This is a genomic window from Plantactinospora sp. BB1 (assembly GCF_003030385.1).
Classification (GTDB): domain Bacteria; phylum Actinomycetota; class Actinomycetes; order Mycobacteriales; family Micromonosporaceae; genus Plantactinospora.
Genome location: NZ_CP028159.1, coordinates 3295944 through 3316420, shown reverse-complemented (window position 1 = coordinate 3316420; position 20477 = coordinate 3295944). Strand labels below are relative to the sequence as shown.

Sequence of the window (20477 nt, the reverse complement as noted above, 5' to 3'; positions counted from 1 at the left end):
GGCTACTCCGGGCCGCTGCACGCGCCGCGCAGCCACTCGTCCGGATCGGTGCCGGCGCGCAACTGTTCGAGGTTTCCCAACAGCGCATCGAGCCGCTCCGGGTCCTGTAGGTATACCAGTACCGCGTGCTGGAAGGCGTTCGCCATCTCCGCCGGCATCACGTCCGAGGCGTCCAGACAGAGTGGGCTCGGGCTTGCCGTCAGCGTCTCCGCGATCCTCCGGGTCACCTCCGGCCGCCTGTCGACGCCGCCCGGCGCGCCCCCGTCGCCGGGCCGGACGTCCCGGTTGACCGAGAAGAAGCTGCCGGCGCTGCTCTGCTGCCAGATCCGCTGCGCCTCGTCGGTGGCCAGGAACTCGATCAGGCGGCGGGCGGCCGGCTTGTCGCTGAACAGCCCGGCGAAGTCGGCCGACGCCATCGAGCCGTCCCGCCGTCCGGCACCGTCCGGACCGGCACCGTCAGGAGCGGCACCGCCAGGAGCGGCACCGCCAGGAGCGGCACCGCCGTCGAAGGTCGGGAAGGGGAAGTAGTCCGCGCCGAGGACGTCCGCCGCCCGGATGGCGCCACTCGACTCGTCTTCGAGATAGCCGGCCCGCATGCCGATCACGAACGACGCCTGGTGTTCGAAGAGACAGCCGGGCTGGCTGGTAAACATCGGCTTGCCGGCGTCGGTGAACTCGGTCAGCAGGGCGGCGGGGCTGCCGCCCCGGACCATCCCCGGAGAGCCGACCAGCCTGCCCCAGGCGTCCCAGGCCGCCCGTACCTCCGGCGAGGTCCAACCGAGACGGCCGGCCGACCAGGCGTCGTAGGCGGCCACCCCGGAACGGTGCAGCAGGATGTCCTCTATCCAGTCCGTTCCCGGCCAGCCGGAGCCCGGGGTGGCGCTCATGCCGAGGCACCACGGCGTCCTGCCGGCCTGCGCCAGCGACTCGCTGGTCTCGACCAGCGCCTCCCAGCTTCGCGGCGGTCCCGCCGCGCCGAACGGCACCCGTCCCGGTACGTACCAGACGAGACTCTTCAGGTCGGCCTTGATCGGCACCACGTCCAGTCCGTCGCCCTCGTTGAGTTGGGCCAGCCGGCGCCACTGCGGACTCATCGACGACCTGGGGTCGCCATCCAGCGGTCGGAGTACGTCCCGTCGCAGGTAGGCCGCCATCTCGCTCAGGGTCGGCAGCACCGCGACGTCCGGCGCGGCGCCCTTCTGCACCTCGGCGAGGAGGATCTGCCGTACGGCCCGGGTGCCCCGGTAGTCGACCTCGACGTCGTACTGCTCCTCGAAGGTGTCCAGCACCTGCCGGAAGCTCGCCTCCTCGGCGCCGGTCCAGGAGGCGAGCACCGTCACCGTCTCCGCGTCACGCTGACCCAGGCAGCCGCCCAGGCCCACCCCGAGGGCGAGCACCGGCAGCAGGGCCAGGTGGGCAAGCCTGTGTCGCATGGAAAGCCTCATCTCGACCCGTACCGGTATTCCTCGATGCGCGGGCGCAGCCCCAGCCAGACCAGGAGCGCGATCGGCGAGGTCAGCAGCAGCACGACGAACGCGCCGGACGTCGCCCCGGTGGCCAGCGCCGCCTGCTCGTCGACCTCCGCCGCGTGCCGGAGTACGTCGCGGTCGGCGACCGGCGTCGCGGACGGGGACGGGGCAGCGGCCGGGGCCCCGGCGTCGGAACTGCTGCGGAACACGTCGCTGCTCACCTGGCAGCCGTCCTGCCGGGGGCAGAATTCCGCGAGGAGTGCGTCGAGCGCGACGATGCCCTCGCGGTCGGCGCCGGCGGACTGTCCCGCCGACAGCCGGCGTACCTCCGACAGTTCCGCGTGGGCGTCGGCCGACTGCTCCTTCGCGACCAGCACGAACGACGTACCGGCGGCGAGCACGACGAGCAGCAGGGTGCTGGCGGCGAGGCCCCAGTTGACCGCCCGGCGGAACCGTCGGCGCAGGAAGAGTTGCGCGCCGACGAGCAGGAGGAGCAGGAGGAGTACCGGCACCGCCCAGACCAGCGTCACCCAGGGATTGAGCCACCCGGACGAGAGCCGCGCCTCCAGCGTCGCGGTCTCCGCCGCCAGCATCGCGTCGATCTGGGCGAGGATTCCGCCGTCGGAGTGCAGCAGCCGGGAGGCGTACCAGGCGTAGGCGGTGGTGAGACCACCGGGCCCGCTCTGCCCGTAGTGCGCGTGCGCCTGCCCCATCAGGTTGATGTACGTGACCAGCAGCCCTTCGACGACCTGGATCTGCCGGCTGCTGCTGTCACCCGATCCGATGTCCTCGGCGGCCTGCGCCAGGCTCTGGCTGGCGGCGGCGATCTGGTTCTGGTACTCCTCGCCGGGTCCGACCAGTTCGGCCTGCCGGGTCTGGAAACTGGTGATCGCTGCCGTGTCGGCCCGGACCAGGGCGGTACGCACCGCCGCCAGCTCCATCACCGAGGGGAGGCTCCGGGTGCGTACCGTCTCGGCGGTGCGATGGGTGCCCCAGATCACGGCGAGCGAGCTGGTCAGCACCAGCACCGTCGCGCCGAGCAGGCAGCCGAGCAGGCGCAGCAGCGTACGCCGGGTGGTGCTCGGCCGCACCGCACCGCCGGCCGCCGTCGGTTCCACCATCAGGCCCCCTCGCCAACTGCCGCCGCCTCGCCGAACGGGCGGCGGCAGGCCTCGCACGCCGTCGCGTCGGGCGGCGAGATCCGCCCGCACGGACAGACCTGGTCGACGGCGGCCGTCCCCGGCTCCGGCGACGGCGGCCCCGGCGATCGGGGCGTGCGCGGCTGGGGAGCCTCCCACGGCGACTCGGCGCCGCCGGCCATCACCGAGCTGACCCCGAACCGCAGCAGCGCGCTGCGGGTCCAGCCCTCCTTGAGCCGTACCGGCCGGTCGGGGTCGCCGGTGACCTCCACCAGCCCGGCCAGCCGGTGCAGGACCTCGGTGTTGCCGAGCCGCTCCGCCAGCCTGAGGGCGATGCCGAGCTGCGCCTCGGCGGTTCTGCGGTCCCCCGCCTCCAGGGCGTCGCAGCCGGCGGTGACGGCGTCGCCCAACTCCTCCTGGCCGAGGTGCCGGGCGATCAACGGCTCGATCCGGGTCGGCGCCACCGGGTCGTCGGTCCAGCAGAGCACGATCGGCCGAGGGTCGGCGCACCGCTCGCCCGCCATCAGCAGGTCCACCCGGGCGGCCCGGAGTTCCTCCTCCAGCGGCGGGCGGTCATCGTTCGACCCGTAGCCGATCGCCAGTTCCACCAGGAAGTCGCGGCTCTCGTCGTCGGTCCAGGAACCGGTGTAGAACTCGGTGGTCCGGTCGTCGAGTACGGTCGCGTGCTCGGTGAGGTCGGAGAGCGTCGGCGTCTCCTGGCGTACCGACCGGACCCGTACGCCGGGGGCGGTGGTGAGCCGGATCCGCAGGTCGGGCACCTGCTTTCCCATCGTTCTGTCCATGATGGACTCGAAGTCGGCGACCAGCTCGTCGACGTTCCCGATCGCCTCGGCGGTGCCGCGCAGCACGGAGGTGATCCGCAACAGCTGGCGGTGGTCCCAGTCCTCGCCGATGCCCCGGGCGTCGCAGACGAAGTTGCCCGCGCAGCCGGTCAGCACCTCTTCGAGCTGTTCCGGTGTCTCGTGCTCGTTGCGGCCGTCGGTCAGCAGGATCACGTGTCGCACCAGGTCGGGGTGTGGTCGCAGCAGGTGGTCCGCCAGCCGCAGCCAGCCACCCATCGCGGTGCCACCGCCGGCGTAGAGGTGTCCGGTGGCCCGCCTCGCCTCCGCCCGGGTGCTGTCGCTGGCCACCGCCGTGGTCGCCCGTTCGGGATAGACCATCCGGGCGGTATCGGTGCCGGCGACGATGGCGAAGCTGCTGCCGTCCCGGATGGCGTCGATCGCGGCCCGGGTGGCCTGCTTCGCCGCCGTTATCTTGGCCTGTGGATAGCCCATCGAGCTGGAGCAGTCGATCAGCACCACCACGCCGGCCGCGGTCGGCGCCGGCATCACCGCCTGGGCCGGGGACCGCGCCGTGACCCTGAGCACGACCGCCATCCCGGTGTCCGAGGTCGACCGGTACGGGTTCTGCACGATCTCCAGCCCGAAGGCGTGTGGCGGGCCACTTCCGCCCGGTCCTGGTGTCACGCCGGCATCTCCCATCGGATCGTCACCGCCTCCCGTCCGGCCCTCGACACGGGCCGTCGGGCCGTCACCACGGGGTCCTCGGCCGCACCGCGTTGGCGAGGTCCACCAGTGCGCCGTGGTCGTCGGGCGTCCGAGCCTGCGCGGCGAGCACCCGCATCGAGCGTTCCAGCCGCCGCCGGAGGTCCTCCTCGGTCGGCTCCGGCCCGAGCACCTCACCGCCGTCGCCGAGCCCGTCCCCGGTGCCGTCGCCGTCACCGAGCCCGTCCGCGCTGCGGGTGCCGTCGCCGTCGCCGAACCCGTTCTCCGCGCGGGTGCTGCCGGTGCGGAAGAGGCCGAGCGCCGCCGCCTGGACCAGCGCGGTCAGCCGGTCCCTGGCCTCCCCGGTCTGGTTGCCGCCATCGAGGTGCAGCGCCGGCAGCCGGCGTACCGCCTCGGCGACATCGGCCCGGGTCGGGCCGCCGGTCGGCAGCCGGCCGCAGAGGATGCGGACCGCCGCGACCCGGGCCCGCTCGTAGTGCAGGGTCTCCCTCGGTACCTCGTCCAGGATCCGCACCGCCCCGGCCCGGTCGCCGTCGCGCAGCCGCAGCCGGGCCAGCCCGAACGCGGCGCTGCCCTCACTCCGGTCGCGCCGCCAGATCGCCTGGTAGCAGCGAGCCGCCCAGTCGTGTTCGGCGAGATGCTCGGCGCAGAAGCCGAGGGCGAGCTTCGGGGCGATCTCGCCGGGGCAGTCGGCGTAGACGGCGTTGAACTCGGCCTCGGCGGCCGGAACGTCGGCACGGGCCAGCCCGAGCAGGCCCCGGTGCCAGCGGATCCGCCAGTCGTGCCGGGCCCGGGCGCCGAGGTCGGAGACCGCCGCGTCCAGGGTGCCGGCCGCGCTGCCCGGATCGCCCGCTTCCAGGTACGCCCGGCAGAGGGCGAGCCGGACCTCGACCGAGCGCAGACCGGAGTTGGCCAGCTTCTCGATCAGGCCGCGCGGGTCCGCCGCCCCGGCGGTGGCGAGCAGCTCCACCGCCTCGTCGTCCGGGTCCACGATCGGCAGCGGCAGCCCGCCGGCCGCCCAGGAGGGCGAGGGCGGCGCGATGTCGAGCACGTTCGTCGCGCCCCTGATCCAGACGTCCAGCCCGGGTACGGCGCCGAGCCCGCCGTCCAGCAACACCGGGGTCGGGGCGAAGACCGTGGACCGCACCGGGTGTGGGCGGCCGGTGCGCAGCGCCAGCAGCTCCCGGAGTACCCCCTTGAGCTGCTGGGACATCTCCGCGGCGGTGGCGAACCGGCGGTCGTGCCCGGCAACGGCCCGGTTGACCAGCCGGACGAACGACTCCACGCCGAAGGCGATCCCGTCGGCGCCGGCCGGGGCCGCCCGGCGTCCCTCGTCGCTGACCTCGAAGAGCACCTGGAGGGTCCGGCCGACGGTGTGGATGTCGGACCGGACGGTCAGGCCGTGCCGGCCGATCTCGTCCGGCGGTACCTGGAAGAAGTCGGTACCGACCCTCGGGCTCCTGTCGTCGTCGATCCGGCGTACGCCGCCGATGTCGATCACCTTGATCCGGTCGGCGCAGCGGATCACGTTCGCCGGCTTCATGTCGCAGTAGAGCAGGCCCCGGCCGTGCAGGTACTCCATCGCCGCAAGGATCTCGTGCCCGTACGCGAGCACGTGCTCGATCGGCAGCGCCCCGGTACGCCGGGCGGCGGCCACCTGCACGTCCTGCAACGACTGCCCGTTGAGGTACTCCATCACGATGTAACCGGCCTGCTCGCCGGTACGCGGATCGCGGTGGGTGACGGAGTTGAAGATGCGGACGATGTTCGGGTGGTCGAGGGTGGTCAGGAAGCGGCGTTCGGCGACCGCCAGCCGGAGCGCCGCCTCGTCGTTGCTGATCAGTCCCTTGAGGACGACCGGGTTGCCGTCCAGGTGGGTGTCCCGGGCCAGGTAGACCCAGCCGAGCCCGCCCCGGGCCAGGCAGCCGTCCACCTCGTACTGGTCGGCCACCAGATCGCCCCGACGCAGCTCGGGCACGAACGAGTACGGGCTGCGGCAGTGGCCGCAGTATCCCTTCGGCAGTGCGGGCTGGCCACGGAAGCTCCGGCCGACCTGGGCCCCGCAGTTGCCGCAGAACCGGCTCGACTCCGGCACCTCGGTGTCGCCGCGCAGCCGGCTGACCGGGTCGGCGGGCTCCAGCTCCGGCAGCGGCACCAGGCCGCCGACCAGCCAGGACGAGCCGCTGGAGACCGTCGAGCCGGGGACGACGGGCGGCGGCCCGGCGTCCGGGCTCGGCAGCGGCCGGCGACCGCAGGTGTCGCAGAATCCGGTCTCGTCCACCGTCCCGGCGCAGTCCGGACGGTTGCAGTCGATCGTCACCGCGCCGCCCCCGGCCGATCGCCCCGACCACCGAGCGGTCTCCGATCGTCCCGCTCGGCGGCCCGCCGCCGGATCGTCGTGGCGTACCGGTCGACCAGCACCGCGCAGGCCGCCAGGTCGGCCGGGCCGCGCCAGAGTGCCTCGTGGGCCTCGCGGTACAGCGCGGTCAGCTCCGGGTCCTCCCGCAGCGGCGCCGGTACTCCGGCCCGGTAGCCGTCGAGCCGGTCCCGCATCCGGTCGCGTTGGTCGAGGAGTTCCCCCAGTTCCCGGCGCGCCTGCCTGGCGGCGTCGAGCGCCCGGTCGGCCTTCCGCCGGCAGGACTCGATGGCGGGCAGCAGCGGGGTGTCGCCGGGTTGCGCGGCGGCGGCCCGCAGCGCGGTCAGCCGGAGCCGCAGCCCCGGCTCGTGCGGCGTCGGGGCCCGCACCGGCCTGACCCGGGCGGCGACGTGGGCGTACCGTTCCCGGGCGGCCTGTTCCGCGACCCGCACCTCGGCGATCCGGGCGGCCAGCAGTTCGAGCGCGGCGTAGCCGAGGCTCGGCGCGCGGTCGTCGTGGAAGGCGAGCAGCAGCCGGAGGTCGCGTCCGGCCACCCGGTCGGCGATGGGTCGCACCACCTCGGCGACCAGCGCCGCCGGGTCGGCGGCCCGGTCCACGCCGTCGAGCACCAGGTTCATCGGCGGCGGCTCGCCGGCCATGCTGTCGGCCAGCGACTTCTCCGGGTCGGCCCCGACGCTCATCCAGTTGACGATCCGGCTGGCCACCTCCGCCACCGTCCGGCCCGACACGTCCAGCGCCAGGTCGATCCGGCCCGGCGGCGACTCCCCGGCGGTGGCCGGCGCCGGGACGCCCCGGTCGGTGCCGTCGGGCCGGAACTCGCGGCTGGTCCGCAGGACGACGTCGCGCAGGGCGGCGTGTGCGGCCGAACCCGGTACGGTGACGATGATCCGGGAGTCCGGCGGGGCGCCGGGGGCGAGAAAGTCGGTGAGCTGCCGGACCACGGTCTCGTCGGTGGCGACCGGCCCGATCGGCGCGGCGAAACTCGCGTCGACCGCCGAGTCGCCGCTGACCCAGTCCCGCACCCGGGGCAGGTATCTGATGATCGTCTCGACCGGGATCATCCAGGAGAGTGCCGAACCCCGGCCGGCGAGATAGCTGACCACGATCCCGAGTACCTGGTCGGTCTCCTCGTCGAAGACCGCCGTGCCGCTGAAGCCGGGCTCCACGGCGGGGCCGGCCGGCTCGGAGTCGAGTTGGATCCACTCGCCGCCGGGTCCACCGTCCCCGGCGAGCCGGGCCCGGGCCCAGACGCCGGTCGGGACCATCGACGGGAATCCGAACATCCGTACCGTGCGACGCGCCCCCGACGGCAGCCGGCGCAGTACCGGACCGGTGCCGTACGGCAGCGGCTCGGCGAGCCCGAGCAGGGCCAGGTCGGCCCGTTGGTCGTCCTGCGGCGGTTTCCAGCAGCCGTCGACCACGCGGCCCCGGGCCGGCGGGCCGGCGGGACGCCGTCCGACCAGGTCCACCTGGAAGTCCTGATCCGGCCGCCCGACCTCCGCGCCGGGGATCTGCGGCAGCAGGATGTGCGCGCAGGTGAGCACGTGGCGGTCACCGAGGACGATGCCGGCGCCACGGATCGCGGCGCGATCGTCCCGGATGCACGCCCGCCACTGTGCGCTGCCCGAATGGGACACACGGCAACGTTATTCGCATGTGTCGGATCGATGCCACCCATAACAAGGTCGGAAATCAGTCCGCACCCTCGGCCCCACGACACAGGTTGACCGTTGTCCCGGTGGGTCGACGGACGGCTGAGCCGCGCACCGCCCGGGCCGAGGGCGGCGGTCCGCCCCGGTCCGCGGAGACGGCTCGCCACGCGGAGACTGTCGAGCTGCCCCGTTCGTGAGTCCGGAGCCGAGGCGAAGCAATGTCCTGATTGTCGTGCCCCGTCCCTGCACCCAGCTCGACAGTGTGCGCGGGAGGTTATCCCTCGTCCGACGGCGTCGGTCGCGAACCAAGCGGAACCAGGGTCGACCGTCGGGTCGGTCCGCTCGCGTCAGCGGCCGGGCCGGCGACCGCCGGGGCGGTCGGCACCACCCGGTCGAGCCGGGGCGGCCGCTGCCACCGGTCGACGACCACCTCGTCACCGACACCCAGCACACCCGGCTCCGGCACGGCGTACTTGACGCCGAACGCGATCCCGCCGTCGATCCGGCGGTAGTCGGCGAGGGTACGCAGCGGCTCCGGGCCGGTCTTCCGCCCGCTGCGCTGCTCGACCGTGGTCACCACGCAGCGGCTGGCGAGCTTGGCGAAGGCCAGACCGACACTGCCCACGGAGATCCGCCCAGCCAGGTCCTCGGTGTGCGGGACGTCCCAGCCGTCGACCACGATGTTCGGCCGGAACCGGCTCATCGGCACCGGTACGGCGCCCCGGCCGAGCAGCCGTTCGTTGAGCAGATCCAACGTGGACCGGGAGAGCAGGTGCACGGCGGAACCGTCGGCGTACCCGGAGGTGCCGGCGATCTCGCCGTCGGTGACCCGGTCGTGCTCGGGCGGTACCCGCACCAGCCGGCTCGGCGCGCCGAGCACCTCCGACAGCCATCCGGCGGCCGTCTCCCCCTGGTCGATGCCCTGGTAGCGGACGCCGAAGAGCAGCACGTCGCGGCGGGCCGCGTCGAGGTCGACCGCCAGCTCCACGGAATCGGCGCCGGGGGCGCGCAGCGTCAGCCGGGTACCGTCCGGGGTGATCACCGGTCGGACCAGCGCCAGCCCGGGGTCCCGGCGCTGGCTGCGGAAGACGCCCTCCGGGTCGACGACCATGAAGCTGCGGTCGTGGGCGAGGCCGGCCGGGGTCACCTGGCTGCGGGCGACCGGCATGGCGGCGCAGCCCTTGATCGGGTACGTGATCAGTTCTCGGACGACGCCGTGCGGGGCGCGGGACGCGACACGGTCGGACATCGGCGGCTCCTCCTCGCGGAGGCGCCCTTGTCCCGATGGGATGTGGGGGCCGAGCGTGGCGGACACCGGTCCGTCGCAGCGCCTCTCGACCCGACGTCGACCAGTCTGCGCAGCACCGCCGCCCGCCGTCAAGGCCGATCCGGCCCCGGCCCCCCGGTCAGCAGCGGGGTACGCCCGGGACGAATCCGCTGTGCCCGGTGTTGACGTACGTGTCGGAGACCCAGCGAGCGGTGCCGATCCGGTTCCAGACGCTGCTCGTACCGTAGTAGCCGGTCACCGTCGTGCCGTTCGTCTGGCAGTAGACGGTGACGGCGGCGCCGCTGGCCAGCGAGCCGACGACGGCGTGGCCGGAGCCGGGGCCGGAGCGGACGTTGAGCGAGCCGCTGGAGGTGCGGACGGTGCCCGGGGCGGTCCCGGTCACCCCGTTGACCAGTTGCATGTAGTAGGTCCAGTTCCAGTTCACCCCGGGGTCGGTGTGGGTGGCGCCGGGCACCTCGGAGTGCGCGATGATGTGCGCCCGGTCCCTCGGGATGCCGTACTTGCTGGTCAGGTTCCGGGTCAGCGCCGCCGATGCCCGGTACATGCTGTCGGTGAACCAGCTCGGGTTGTCGACGTACCCCTCGTGCTCGATGCCGATCGACTCGGTGTTGTAGGTCCAGTTGCCGGCGTGCCAGCCGACGTCCTTCTCCCGGACCGACTGCGTGACGGCGCCGTCGGAGGACCGGAACGTGTAGTGGGCGCTCACCCGGGAGGCCGGGTTCTGGTACCAGCTGATCGAGCCGGCGTAGGAGCCCTGGGTGACGTGGATGACCACGTAGTTGATCCGGTACTGGGTGGGGCGGTTGGCCACCGTGTAGTTGCCGGAGTAGGCCGGCACCCAGGCGGCCGGCCCGTAGTCGGTGCTCATCGTGCCGACGTCACCGCTGGCCCGGTCGGCCGAGCCGAGCGCCGGCACCCCGGCCAGCGGCCCGCGTCGCGGTGCCACCGGTCGGCCGGCGACGACGACCCCGGCGGGTGAGTTGAAACCGGCGCCGAGCAGGTCGTAGACGGCGTCGCCGTAGAGTCGGGCGACGCGCGGGTCGGTGGCACCGCCGTACCGGACCACCGGGGCGTACCAGGAGGCGAGGTCGGCGCGCTGGGTCGCGGTCAGGCCGGCGTCGTCGGCGTACGACCGCAGCACCGCCGCCGCGCCGACGACGTTGGCGGCGGAGTCGGTACGCAGTACGGCCCGGTCGAGCCCGGTGAGCCGGGCCGCCTCGTCCAGGCTGCGTACGGTCGGGTTGCTGGTCAGGTGCATGACGCCGTAGCCGCCGGAGGCGCTGGGCGCTCCGGCGTGCCCGTCGAGACGGGTCTCGGCCTGGCCGAGGGCGGCGAGCAGGTCCCGTGGGACGTCGTAGCGGGCCGCCGCGGTGGCGAGGGCGGCGGCGAGCGGGCTGGGCTGGCCGATGGCGCTGGTCGAGGGGGCGGTGTCCGGGGCGGCGTAGCCGGGCTGGCCGGTCAGGCCGACCGCGAGTGCGAGGCTGGCGGCACCGAGCAGCGGGGCGAGTCGGCCTCGACGGATCCGAGCAGTCACGGTCACTCCTTTCCAGAGTGAGCGAAATGTCCCGGGGCGGGGTTGGTGGCCGTACGGTATCCGCCGACGATCGTCTATGTCGAGACCTTGCAAGTTAACAACGCGGATTGAAGGAAATTTTTACGCCGGGCATGGATCGGCCCTGCCGACCAGTGCCGGCGGACTCCTAGATCACTGCGGGTCGGGGGTGCCGTGCTCCCAGACACACGGCGAACTGCCGATCAGATAGATGTCGACCGAGCCCGGCGCGCGGTTGTAGACGGTGACGCTGACCCGGTAGCCGTCGGCCGGGTCCTCGACGCTCAGCCGGGGATCGCTGCGGTCCCGCAGGTCGTTGAGCACCTTGTAGTCGCGCTGCTGCCAGTAGTCGGCCAGTTTGGGCAGCGCCTGGTCGGCCGGCCAGTTCGCCGGGAAGACCACCTCGTACTGCTGCTCCACGAAGATCCGGCCGGCCGGGCCGCCGTCGGTCGGGTCGTCGCACGGCAGCGTGCCACGCTCGCCGAACGGCTTCAGCTCGGCGCCGGGCGGGAGCTGCGCATGCGCCTCCCGCAGGATCTCCTCGACCCGCTGGCCCGCCTGTACGGCGGTGACGGTGGGCTGCACGTCCTCGTCTCCTCCACATGCCGATGTCGCCAGGCCGGCCGCCAACAGGACCGCCGCGAGTATCCCGCCGCGCCAACCCCGGACGCCCATCAGCTGACCTTGCCGTTCTGCCCGGTCACGATGTACGCGATGTTCTCCCGGGCCAGGTTCCCGTCGTCCCAGTACGCCGAGTGTGTCGCGCCCTCGTCGTCCGGGTTGCCGGGATCGCTGGTGAAGACCCGCCCGCCGAAGTCCTCCCGGGTCGGGTCGTTGCCGTGCGCGAGGTCCCAGTCGGGCACCCGCCGGATGATGTCGTGTTCGGCCCGGCTCGCCCACACCTCGTTCGCGGGGACGCCCTTCAGCTCCGTCGCCGAGTTGGTGTCCACCCCGGGCGAGCCGACGAAGACCACGGCGTCGGCGTTGATCCCGGGGCCGGTGGCGGCATGACCGATCACCGTCGAACCGTAGCTGTGCCCGAGGACGACGTTGCGGGACGGCTCGCCGTCGTGGGTGGCCCGCAGGCCGTTCTGGAACTGGTTGAGTTCCGGCCCACCGCTCTCGGCGGAGCCGTCGAAGGGCGCGTTCCAGGCGATCGAGTCCGGCGCGTCGTAGCCGAGCCAGAGCAGCGAGGCCGTCTCCTGGCTCGGGTCGACCCGCTTGGCGTCCAGGGCCATCCGGTCGGCCCGGTCGATGTCACCGCCCACCTTGGACAGTTCGGCGCCGGTGCCGGGAACGTAGGTCAGGACGTTGTCGGCGGCGTCCGGGTTGCCGACCGAGACGATCGCCCGGCCGTCGTCGGCGGTGGAGAGCCCGATCAGGTACGCCCGCGGCTTGCCCGGATCCTCCAGCCGGTCGTCGATCTTGTTGAGCCCACGCAGGTTGCCGTCGATCCGCTCCCGCTCTTCCTTGATCTTCTCCAGCTCCGCCAGCGCCGCCCCGGCCGGGTTGCCGGCGTCGGGATAGAGTTCCGCGCCGCGCCCCTGCTCGACCATGGCCCGGATGTGCGCCTCCCGGGCGTCCAGGTCGGCCCGGCGCTGGGTGAGCCCGTCCAGTTCGCGGTCCAGCACGATCCGGTTGGCGATGTCCCGGCTCGCCACCGGCACCCCGTCGAGGGAGCCGATCAGCTCTGGGTACTCCGACATGACGTACCGGCGCTGGGCCGGGGAGAGCGAGTCCCACCACTTCTTCACGTCGGCCGGATCGGTGCCCTTGGCCGGCACGCTCGCCCTGTCCACCTTGGCCGACGGGGTGCCGGAGGCGGTCGCGGTGTTCTCCGCGATCGCCTTCGCGGTCCGCGCGTCCAGCTCGGCGGCCTCTTTGAGCAGCGCGTCCCGCTGCCACACCAGGCTGGACATGGAGCGCGCGGTCGACTCGTTGGCGTGTGCCGGGTCCATCGTCATCGACCCGTCCGGGTTGATGGTGACGTGCGCGGCCCGGCCCTGCTCGACCAGCTCCTCGGCCCGGACGCGCAGCTCGGCGACGTCGGTACCGTGCTGGGCGAGGGCCTGGGCGATCAGCAGGATCGGCGGGAAGGCGGAGTCGAGCTCCTTACGCAGCGCGTCGCAGTGCGCACCCGCCGCCTGGGACGCCGAGCCGGACTCCCAGACGTCCGGCAGCCGCCGCGTCGAGAGCGCCAGCGCGTCCGCGCGTTCGTCGGCCGACCTGCCGAGCCGGTCCCAGCCGGCGGCGGCCTTCCGCCACGCCTCCGGGTCGGCCTTCAGCACCATCTCGAACGTCAGCCCCGGCACGACGTCTCCTCGCCGCACCCGGCCGGAGCCGCGCGCCAGTCGGTTCGCCGGCTCATTCCGCGCGCAGCCCGCCGTGCCGCTGCCCGGCGCGCTGGTCGGAGCCCTGGTAGTTGTTGGCGGAGTCGATCAAGGACTGTCCGGCCGCCTCGGTCCGGCCGCCGAGGCCGTTGAGATAGCCCTCCCAGCCGTCCGAGGCTCTGGTCGTCGCGTCCAGAGTGGCCCAGCCGTTGACCCCGGGCCCGCCCGGGGGCACGAGCTGCCCCTCGACCGCCGTGACGTTGCGTTTGAGCTCGGCGCCGTGGCCGACGATCTCGCCACCCAACGTCCGCAACCCGGGCACGTTCACCCGAACCGGCTGCGCCATCACGCCTCCCCGTCACACCTAGGGGGCTACCACCCGGCCGACCGGGCCCCGTTGGGGAAGCAATATACCAACGTCGAGCCCTCCCGGCGGACCTTCCCGAGCGCACGCCCGGCCCCCGGCGGCGCCGCGTCAGCGGGCCTGTCCGGTGCCCAATCACGGTGTGCGGGATGTTCTCCCGGGCCCGGTTTCCCGGGTCCGAATACGCCGAGTGGGTCGCCCGTCGGTCGTCCGGGTCGCGTGGGTCGCTGCCGAACAGCCGCCCGCCGAATCCCGGCTCGATCAGCCCTTGTCGACGGTCCGCACCCGACATGCGACCGCACCGGCTGTCCCGGGCGGATCGAGGCCGTCCGGCAGACCGGTGCGGGCGGAACGGGCCGGCTCGTCGGCCGGCAGGAGGGACGATCGGAAACGGTACGCGCGGTTCCGGCCGGTGGCCGGGAGCTGGCCGCTCACGCGGCTCCGCGCTGAGTCACTGGCGGGTGTCCATCGACGTCTGGAGCGCGCGGCGAACCTGCTCGCGGGCCTCGTCGGTGCTCTCCGGCTTGGGCTTGGTCGGCTTGGCTGCCATGGCGTGGCTCCTTCCAGGGCGGGTGGCACCGCACGGCGCGGGTCCACCCCGACAGGGGTCCTGCTGATCGGCCGGGACGGCGGGTCCGGGATCTTCCGGACGAGGCGGCCGGGACGGCGTGACGCCCCGGGTCGGTTGACCCTGGGAGGCAGGCGATCTGCGACGGGTTGCCACACCCGGTCACGGGTGGGACGGGTGCGACCACAACCCTAGGTATCGTTCAGTTCCGTTACCCAAGCTATCGTTCAGGTCCACATCCTGCGCAGCATTCCCGTCATTCGGGACAGCGGGAACCGTCAGATCTCGGGTGCTCCCCTGGTCGGCACGGCTCCGGCCAGCTCGGCCGGTGCGGTGCTCGGTGGGGTCGGTGAGGGTCGGACGGCGGCGGCCGCTCAGCGGGCGGCGGCACTCGGCGGGCGGTGGTGCTCAGCGGGCGAAGAAGTGCCAGCCCATCCACCACCAGAAGCCGAACAGGGCGATCCGGCCGACCGGTACCGGACCGACCTCGTAGCGCATCACGTAGGCGCAGACGTCGCCGAAGGTGGGAATCCGGGACCCCTCCCGGCGGGCGGCCCACTCGACCACCACGAAGAGCAGCAGCGCCACGGTGAACCCGGCGATCGCGACGTACCTCATCGACGCACCAACCCCCAGAACGCGGAGAGCCACGCGAAGTAGCCGACCGAGCGGACCAGCGAGTCGTCCAGCAGCGGGTCGGCGATCTTGGAAAAGGTCGGGAAGTCGTCCCGGGAACCGAGCATGAAGGTGCTCGCCTCGAAGACCCCGAAGACGAGTACGGGGAGCAGCCACCACGCCGCACCGGAGCGCAGCCGGTGCGGTACGGGTCGCCGGGGCACCCGGTTGGAGAGCCCCAGCCACACCAGCGCACCGCCGGTGCCGATGGCGTAGATGTTCGCCTGCGTCGAGAACGACGGGAACTGACCGCCGATCAGGGACAGAACGGTGAGGGTCGGAACCGTGACGACCGGTCGGTCCCAGGCCCGGGGCACATCCGCAGAGAGCTCCGGCTGCTGTTCCATGAACCGATTGTCCCCGGGCCACCGCCCGGCGGAAAGCACGACGCCGTTCCCGTTACTCCAGATCTGGCTGCCCGGCCGGGGGTTGCGCGCCCTCGGCCGCGTCCCGGGCCAACTCGGCCCGGATCGCGTCGACCACCTCGGGCGCCGACCCGTAGCCGGTGAACCCGGCCGCCAGCCGGTGCCCGCCCCCGCCCAGCGCCACCGCCACCCGGCTCACGTCGCTGGCGCCCTTGCTGCGCATGGAGACCGCCCACTCCGCCTCGGCGACCTGCTTGAGCACGCAGCTCACGTCCGCCTCGGCGGTGCAGCGCACCGAGTCGATCAGCGGCTCCAGGGTGTACGGGCGCTGCCCGTGCCGCTCCAGGTCGTCGAGGGTCGCGTACGTCCAGACCAGCCCCAGCCCACCGGCGGCCAACGGCTCCAACCGGGTACGCCCGAGCACGTCACCGTAGAGCCGGACCGCGCCGAACGGCCGGGTGTCGAAGATCCGCCGGGAGATCTCCCCGGGGCGGATGCCGGTGGCCAGCAGCCGGGCGGCCATCTCGTGCACCGCCGGGGTGGTCATGTCGAACCGGAACGAGCCGGTGTCGGTGGCGAGCGCGATGTAGAGGCACTCGGCGATCCCGGCGTCCAGCGGCACACCGAGCCGGACCAGCAGCTTCTCCACCACCACGGAGGTGGCGGCGGCGTCCGGGTCGACCAGGTGGATCCCGCCGAACCGGGTGTTCGAGGCGTGGTGGTCCAGCACGACGGCGGTCTCGGCCCGGTCCAGCCGGTCGGCCAGGTCGCCGAGCCGGGAGACGGCGGCGACGTCGAAGCAGATCACCAGGTCCGGATCCGGGTCGGCCTCGGTCGCCGGGACGAGCAGATCGAGGCCGGGCATCGCCTGGAGCGGCTCCGGCACCTCCGGGCGCCCGGGAAAGGTGGCCTGGAGCTGCCGTACGCCGAGCCGGCGCAGCCCGAGCCCGAAGCCGAGCATGCTGCCGAGCGCGTCCCCGTCGGGGTTGACGTGGCAGATCAGCAGTATCCGGCCGTCGGCGGGGAGCCGGGTGATGGCGGAGACCGCCGCCGCCCACTCCGCCTCGGTCGGCCCTCCGGCGGCCGGCTGGGAAACGTCGGTGAGCAGTGCCCCGCTCACCGACGGTCTCCGCCGTCTCCGGCCGGCGGCCGGTCCTCGTCCTGCTCGTCGTCGTCGGAGTCGACCTCGTCGTCGTCGGAGTCGAGCTTGTACGGCTGCGGCTCGCCCGCGTACTCGGCCTGGGCGGCAAGCCGCTGCACCTCGGCGTCGGCGGTACGCGCCGCCGCCAGCAGTTCGTCGATCTGCTTGACCTGGTCCTGTACGTCGTCGAGCACGAAGGTCAGGCTCGGCGAGTGACGCAGCCCGAGGGCCTTGCCGACGGTGCTCCGCAGCAGTCCCTTGGCGCTCTCCAGCGCGGCGGCGGTGGCCGCCTGGTCGGAGGCGTCGCCGAGCACCGTGTAGAAGACCGTGGCGTCTCGCAGGTCCGGGGTGATCCGGGCGTCGGTAATGGTGATCATGCCGAGCCGGGGGTCCTTGATCTGGGTACGCACCACCGACGCCACCAGTTCCCGCACCCGCTCCGCATGCCGACGCACCTTGGCCTGGTCCGTCATCTCCGCACCTCCACGCCCATCTGCTTCCGGGCCGGACCGGCGGCGCTGGGCGCCGCGGCCGGACCGGCCGACCTGGGAAACACTACCCGCGCATCCTGCGGCCTCGCCGCCGCCGTCGCCATTGGCCGTACCGGCTGATTACCCCCTGGCCAGCGGCCAATTCAGTCGTCCGCGCCGTGCAATCGGCGCCGTACGGAGAGCAACTCGACCTCCGGTCGGCCGGCGACCAGACGCTCGCAGGCGTCCAGCACGGTGCCGACGTGCTCGGGTTCGGAGGCGACCAGGGCGACCGCGATCTGGGCCCGCCCGTGCAGGTCGAGCGCGCCGACCTCGGCGGCCGAGACCTCGAACTTGCGGAGCGCGGCGACGATGGGGCGGACATAGGACCGCTTTGCCTTCAGGGAGCGCGAGTCTCCGGGCAGCAGCAGGTCGAACAGGGCGGTTCCGGTATACACGGCGGGAAGGGTACGCCATCGCACCCCCGCCGCTCACCGCCTTTCCCGGCCGGCCCCGGACAGGCCGGTGGCCGGAACCCCACGGGTTCCGGCCACCGGTATCGAACTCGCTCAGGCGCGCGGCTTCTCGCGCATCTCGAACGTCTCGATGATGTCCCCGACCTGCACGTTGTTGAAGTTGCTCAACGTCAGACCGCACTCGAAGCCCTCGCGGACCTCGGTGGCGTCGTCCTTGAACCGCTTCAGCGAGCTGATCGAGACGTTGTCGGCCACGACCGTCCCGTCCCGCAGCAGCCGCGCCTTGGCGTTACGGCGGATGACACCGGACCGGACGATACAACCGGCGATGTTGCCGATCTTGGACGAGCGGAAGACGTCGCGGATCTCCGCGCTGCCCAGCTCGACCTCTTCGAACTCCGGCTTGAGCAGGCCCTTGAGCGCGGCGTCGATCTCCTCGATGGCCTGGTAGATCACGGTGTAGTACCGGATCTCCACGCCCTCGCGGTCGGCGATCTCCCGGACCTTGTTCGAGGCCCGGACGTTGAAGCCGATGATCGTGACCGCCTCGGACGAGGCGCTGGCCAGCATGACGTCGCTCTCCGTGATGGCACCGACGCCCCGGTGGATGATCCGCAGTTGGACCTCCGCCGGAATGTCGAGCTTGAAGAGCGCGTCCTCCAGGGCTTCCACCGAACCGGAACCGTCGCCCTTGAGCACCAGGTTGAGCGAGGTCTTCTCGCCCTCCTTGAGCTGCTCCATGATCGTTTCGAGACTCGGCCGCCGCTGCGAGTTGGCGAAGCTCGCCGCCCGCCGCCGCGCCTGCCGCTGCTCGGCGATCTGCCGGACCGTACGGTCGTCCTCGGCTGCCAGGAAGGTGTCACCCGCTCCCGGTACCGCGGTCAGACCGAGCACCATGACCGGACGCGCGGGACCGGCCTCGGTGACCGGCTTGCCGTTCTCGTCCAGCATGGCCCGGACCCGGCCGTGCGCCCCACCGGCGACGATCGAGTCGCCGGCCCGCAGGGTGCCCTTCTGCACCAGCACCGTGGCCACCGCACCGCGCCCCTTGTCCAGGTGCGCCTCGATCGCCACACCCTGGGCCGGCCCGTCGATCGGAGCGGTCAGCTCCAGCGACGCGTCGGCGGTGAGCAGGACCGCCTCGAGCAGTTCCTCGATGCCGATGCCCGGCTTGGCGGCCACGTTGACGAACATGGTGTCGCCGCCGTACTCCTCGGCGACCAGACCGTATTCGGTCAACTGCTGCCGTACCTTGTCCGGGTTCGCCTCCGGCTTGTCGATCTTGTTGACCGCCACCACGATCGGCACGTCCGCCGCCTTGGCGTGGTTGAGCGCCTCGATCGTCTGCGGCATGACGCCGTCGTCGGCGGCGACCACCAGCACCACGATGTCGGTGACCTGGGCACCACGGGCACGCATGGCGGTGAACGCCTCGTGACCCGGGGTGTCGATGACGGTCAGCGCCCGGTCCTCACCCTCGTGCGGCACGTGCACCTGGTAGGCGCCGATGTGCTGGGTGATGCCGCCGGCCTCGCCCTCGACCACGTTCGCCTTGCGGATCGCGTCGAGCAGCTTGGTCTTACCGTGGTCGACGTGACCCATGACGGTCACCACCGGCGGCCGGCTGACCAGCCGGTCCGTGGCGACCTCGGCGTCCAGGTCGATGTTGAACTGGGCGAGCAGCTCGCGGTCCTCGTCCTCCGGGCTGACGATCGAGACCTCGAAGCCGAGGTGCTCGCCGAGCAGCAGGAGCGTGTCGTCGGAGACGGACTGGGTCGCGGTGACCATCTCGCCCAGGTTGAACATCTCCTGGACCAGCGAACCGGGGTTCGCGTTGATCTTGTCCGCGAAGTCCGACAGCGACGCACCGCGAGGCAGCCGAATGACCTGACCCTGGCCGCGCGGGGCGCCCGAGCTCATGGTCGGCGCCGACAGGTTGTCGAACTCCTGTCTGCGCTGCTTCTTCGACTTGCGACCACGGGTCGGCTTGCCGCCCGGACGCCCGAAGGCACCCGCGGCACCGCCGCCACGGCCGCGACCGCCACCACCGGGGCGACCCGCACCACCGGCCGGCGCACCGCCACCGGGGCCACCGCGGTAGCCGCCACCGGCACCGCCGCCACCACCGGGACCGCCGCGGTAGCCGCCACCGGCACCGCCGCCACCGCCACCGGGGCCGCCACGGAACCCGCCGCCGCCACCGCCACCGGGGCCGCCACGGAATCCGCCGCCACCGCCACCGGGACGACCGGCACCGCCACCGCCACCGGGACGGCCGGGGCCGCCACCGGGACGACCCGGCCGCTGCGTCGGCATCGACGCCGGGCTCGGCCGGGGCGGCATCGAGGCCGGGCTCGGCCTCGGCGGCATGTTGGCCGGGTTGGGCCGGGGCCCACCCGCCGCAGCCGGACGCTGTCCGCCCGGAGTGATGCCGAACGGGTTGTTACCGCCGCTGCGCGCCGGCGGACGGCCACCGGGCCGGCCGGGGCCGGGCGTCGGAGCACCGGGCGGCGCGGGACGGGCACCCGACGGGGCACCCGGACGCGGCGGTACGGCATTCGGACCCGGCTTCGGCCTGTTCGTCGGGCCGCCGTCGGCCGGCGGTTCCCGCCGGACGGTCTCGTTGCGCTGCTGCCGAGCCGCCTGGGCGGCCTTGACGGTCGCCTCCTGCTCGGCCTTGAGCGCGGCCGCGCGCGCCTCGGCGGCGGCCAACTCGATGTCGTGCGCGCTCGCCGGCTTGGCGACCGGAGCCGCCGGCTGCGGCGGACCGGGCACCGGGCCCTTGGGCTTCGCCGGCGGCGTCGGCCGACGCGGCGGTCCGGGCTTCGCGGCGATCCTGGGTTCTCCCGGACCCGCCGCCGGAGCCGCCTTCGGAGCCGGCGGTGGCGTCGGGGCGGCGGCGGGTGCCGCCGGTTCCGGGGACGCGACGAAGGCGCCGCGCAGCCGACGGGCCACCGGGGCCTCGACGGTGCTCGACGCTGATTTGACGAACTCGCCCATTTCCTTCAACTTGGCGAGAACGGTCTTGCTTTCGACCCCGAGCTCCTTAGCCAGCTCGTGTACGCGGGCCTTGCCTGCCACTGCA

Annotated in this window: 16 protein-coding genes; all 16 read right to left on the bottom strand. The window is 73.0% G+C overall.

Features of this window, described 5'->3' with window-relative positions:
- Window positions 1-2: 2 nt before the first annotated feature.
- Complete coding sequence (locus C6W10_RS14485; RefSeq protein WP_107258534.1) at window positions 3-1433, bottom strand: ABC transporter substrate-binding protein; 1431 nt, start codon at window positions 1431-1433, stop codon at window positions 3-5.
- Window positions 1434-1441: 8 nt separating this feature from the next.
- A complete protein-coding gene (locus C6W10_RS14480; RefSeq protein ID WP_107258533.1) occupies window positions 1442-2590 on the bottom strand; it encodes a hypothetical protein in 1149 nt (382 codons plus the stop codon).
- Window positions 2590-4095, bottom strand: a complete 1506-nt coding sequence (locus C6W10_RS14475) for a VWA domain-containing protein (protein ID WP_159104585.1) — start codon at window positions 4093-4095, stop codon at window positions 2590-2592. The genes C6W10_RS14480 and C6W10_RS14475 overlap by 1 nt, the downstream gene beginning before the upstream one ends.
- Window positions 4096-4159: 64 nt before the next feature.
- Window positions 4160-6454, bottom strand: coding sequence for a serine/threonine-protein kinase (locus C6W10_RS14470; RefSeq protein ID WP_199853932.1), 2295 nt, complete (start codon window positions 6452-6454; stop codon window positions 4160-4162).
- On the bottom strand, window positions 6451-8148 hold the full coding sequence (locus C6W10_RS14465) for a serine protease (protein ID WP_107258531.1): 1698 nt from the start codon (window positions 8146-8148) through the stop codon (window positions 6451-6453). Before C6W10_RS14465 ends, C6W10_RS14470 begins: the two co-directional genes overlap by 4 nt.
- A gap of 289 nt (window positions 8149-8437) precedes the next feature.
- Complete coding sequence (locus C6W10_RS14460) at window positions 8438-9412, bottom strand: MOSC domain-containing protein (RefSeq protein ID WP_107258530.1); 975 nt, start codon at window positions 9410-9412, stop codon at window positions 8438-8440.
- Window positions 9413-9569: 157 nt separating this feature from the next.
- Window positions 9570-10985, bottom strand: coding sequence for a peptidoglycan recognition family protein (locus C6W10_RS38515; RefSeq protein ID WP_159104584.1), 1416 nt, complete (start codon window positions 10983-10985; stop codon window positions 9570-9572).
- A 171-nt stretch (window positions 10986-11156) separates the two neighbouring features.
- On the bottom strand, window positions 11157-11678 hold the full coding sequence (locus tag C6W10_RS14450; protein WP_159079344.1) for a hypothetical protein: 522 nt from the start codon (window positions 11676-11678) through the stop codon (window positions 11157-11159).
- A complete protein-coding gene (locus C6W10_RS14445) occupies window positions 11678-13315 on the bottom strand; it encodes an alpha/beta hydrolase (protein WP_234361753.1) in 1638 nt (545 codons plus the stop codon). The genes C6W10_RS14450 and C6W10_RS14445 overlap by 1 nt, the downstream gene beginning before the upstream one ends.
- Window positions 13316-13367: 52 nt before the next feature.
- Window positions 13368-13679, bottom strand: coding sequence for a hypothetical protein (locus C6W10_RS14440; protein WP_159104583.1), 312 nt, complete (start codon window positions 13677-13679; stop codon window positions 13368-13370).
- Window positions 13680-14673: 994 nt separating this feature from the next.
- The gene (locus C6W10_RS14435) at window positions 14674-14883 is read right to left on the bottom strand and encodes a DUF6186 family protein (protein ID WP_101370376.1); all 210 of its coding nucleotides are present in this window, start codon (window positions 14881-14883) and stop codon (window positions 14674-14676) included.
- Window positions 14880-15287, bottom strand: a complete 408-nt coding sequence (locus C6W10_RS14430; RefSeq protein WP_107258527.1) for a hypothetical protein — start codon at window positions 15285-15287, stop codon at window positions 14880-14882. The genes C6W10_RS14435 and C6W10_RS14430 overlap by 4 nt, the downstream gene beginning before the upstream one ends.
- A gap of 52 nt (window positions 15288-15339) precedes the next feature.
- Window positions 15340-16425 (bottom strand): bifunctional oligoribonuclease/PAP phosphatase NrnA, encoded by a 1086-nt coding sequence (locus C6W10_RS14425; RefSeq protein ID WP_234361752.1) that lies wholly within the window; start codon window positions 16423-16425, stop codon window positions 15340-15342.
- On the bottom strand, window positions 16422-16919 hold the full coding sequence (gene rbfA / locus C6W10_RS14420; RefSeq protein ID WP_107258526.1) for a 30S ribosome-binding factor RbfA: 498 nt from the start codon (window positions 16917-16919) through the stop codon (window positions 16422-16424). The genes C6W10_RS14425 and rbfA overlap by 4 nt, the downstream gene beginning before the upstream one ends.
- Window positions 16920-17080: 161 nt before the next feature.
- Window positions 17081-17374, bottom strand: a complete 294-nt coding sequence (locus C6W10_RS14415; RefSeq protein WP_101370373.1) for a DUF503 domain-containing protein — start codon at window positions 17372-17374, stop codon at window positions 17081-17083.
- Window positions 17375-17485: 111 nt separating this feature from the next.
- Entirely contained in the window at window positions 17486-20473 is a 2988-nt protein-coding gene (gene infB / locus C6W10_RS14410) for a translation initiation factor IF-2 (RefSeq protein WP_107258525.1), read from the bottom strand.
- Window positions 20474-20477: the final 4 nt, after the last annotated feature.

Bases quoted from the DNA above. Each gene is read 5' to 3' on its own strand.
- C6W10_RS14485 (WP_107258534.1), bottom strand. From the start codon at position 1,433: ATGCGACACAGGCTTGCCCACCTGGCCCTGCTGCCGGTGCTCGCCCTC.
- C6W10_RS14480 (WP_107258533.1), bottom strand. From the start codon at position 2,590: ATGGTGGAACCGACGGCGGCCGGCGGTGCGGTGCGGCCGAGCACCACC.
- C6W10_RS14460 (WP_107258530.1), bottom strand. From the start codon at position 9,412: ATGTCCGACCGTGTCGCGTCCCGCGCCCCGCACGGCGTCGTCCGAGAA.
- C6W10_RS14450 (WP_159079344.1), bottom strand. From the start codon at position 11,678: ATGGGCGTCCGGGGTTGGCGCGGCGGGATACTCGCGGCGGTCCTGTTG.
- C6W10_RS14440 (WP_159104583.1), bottom strand. From the start codon at position 13,679: ATGGCGCAGCCGGTTCGGGTGAACGTGCCCGGGTTGCGGACGTTGGGT.
- C6W10_RS14435 (WP_101370376.1), bottom strand. From the start codon at position 14,883: ATGAGGTACGTCGCGATCGCCGGGTTCACCGTGGCGCTGCTGCTCTTC.
- C6W10_RS14430 (WP_107258527.1), bottom strand. From the start codon at position 15,287: ATGGAACAGCAGCCGGAGCTCTCTGCGGATGTGCCCCGGGCCTGGGAC.
- rbfA (WP_107258526.1), bottom strand. From the start codon at position 16,919: ATGACGGACCAGGCCAAGGTGCGTCGGCATGCGGAGCGGGTGCGGGAA.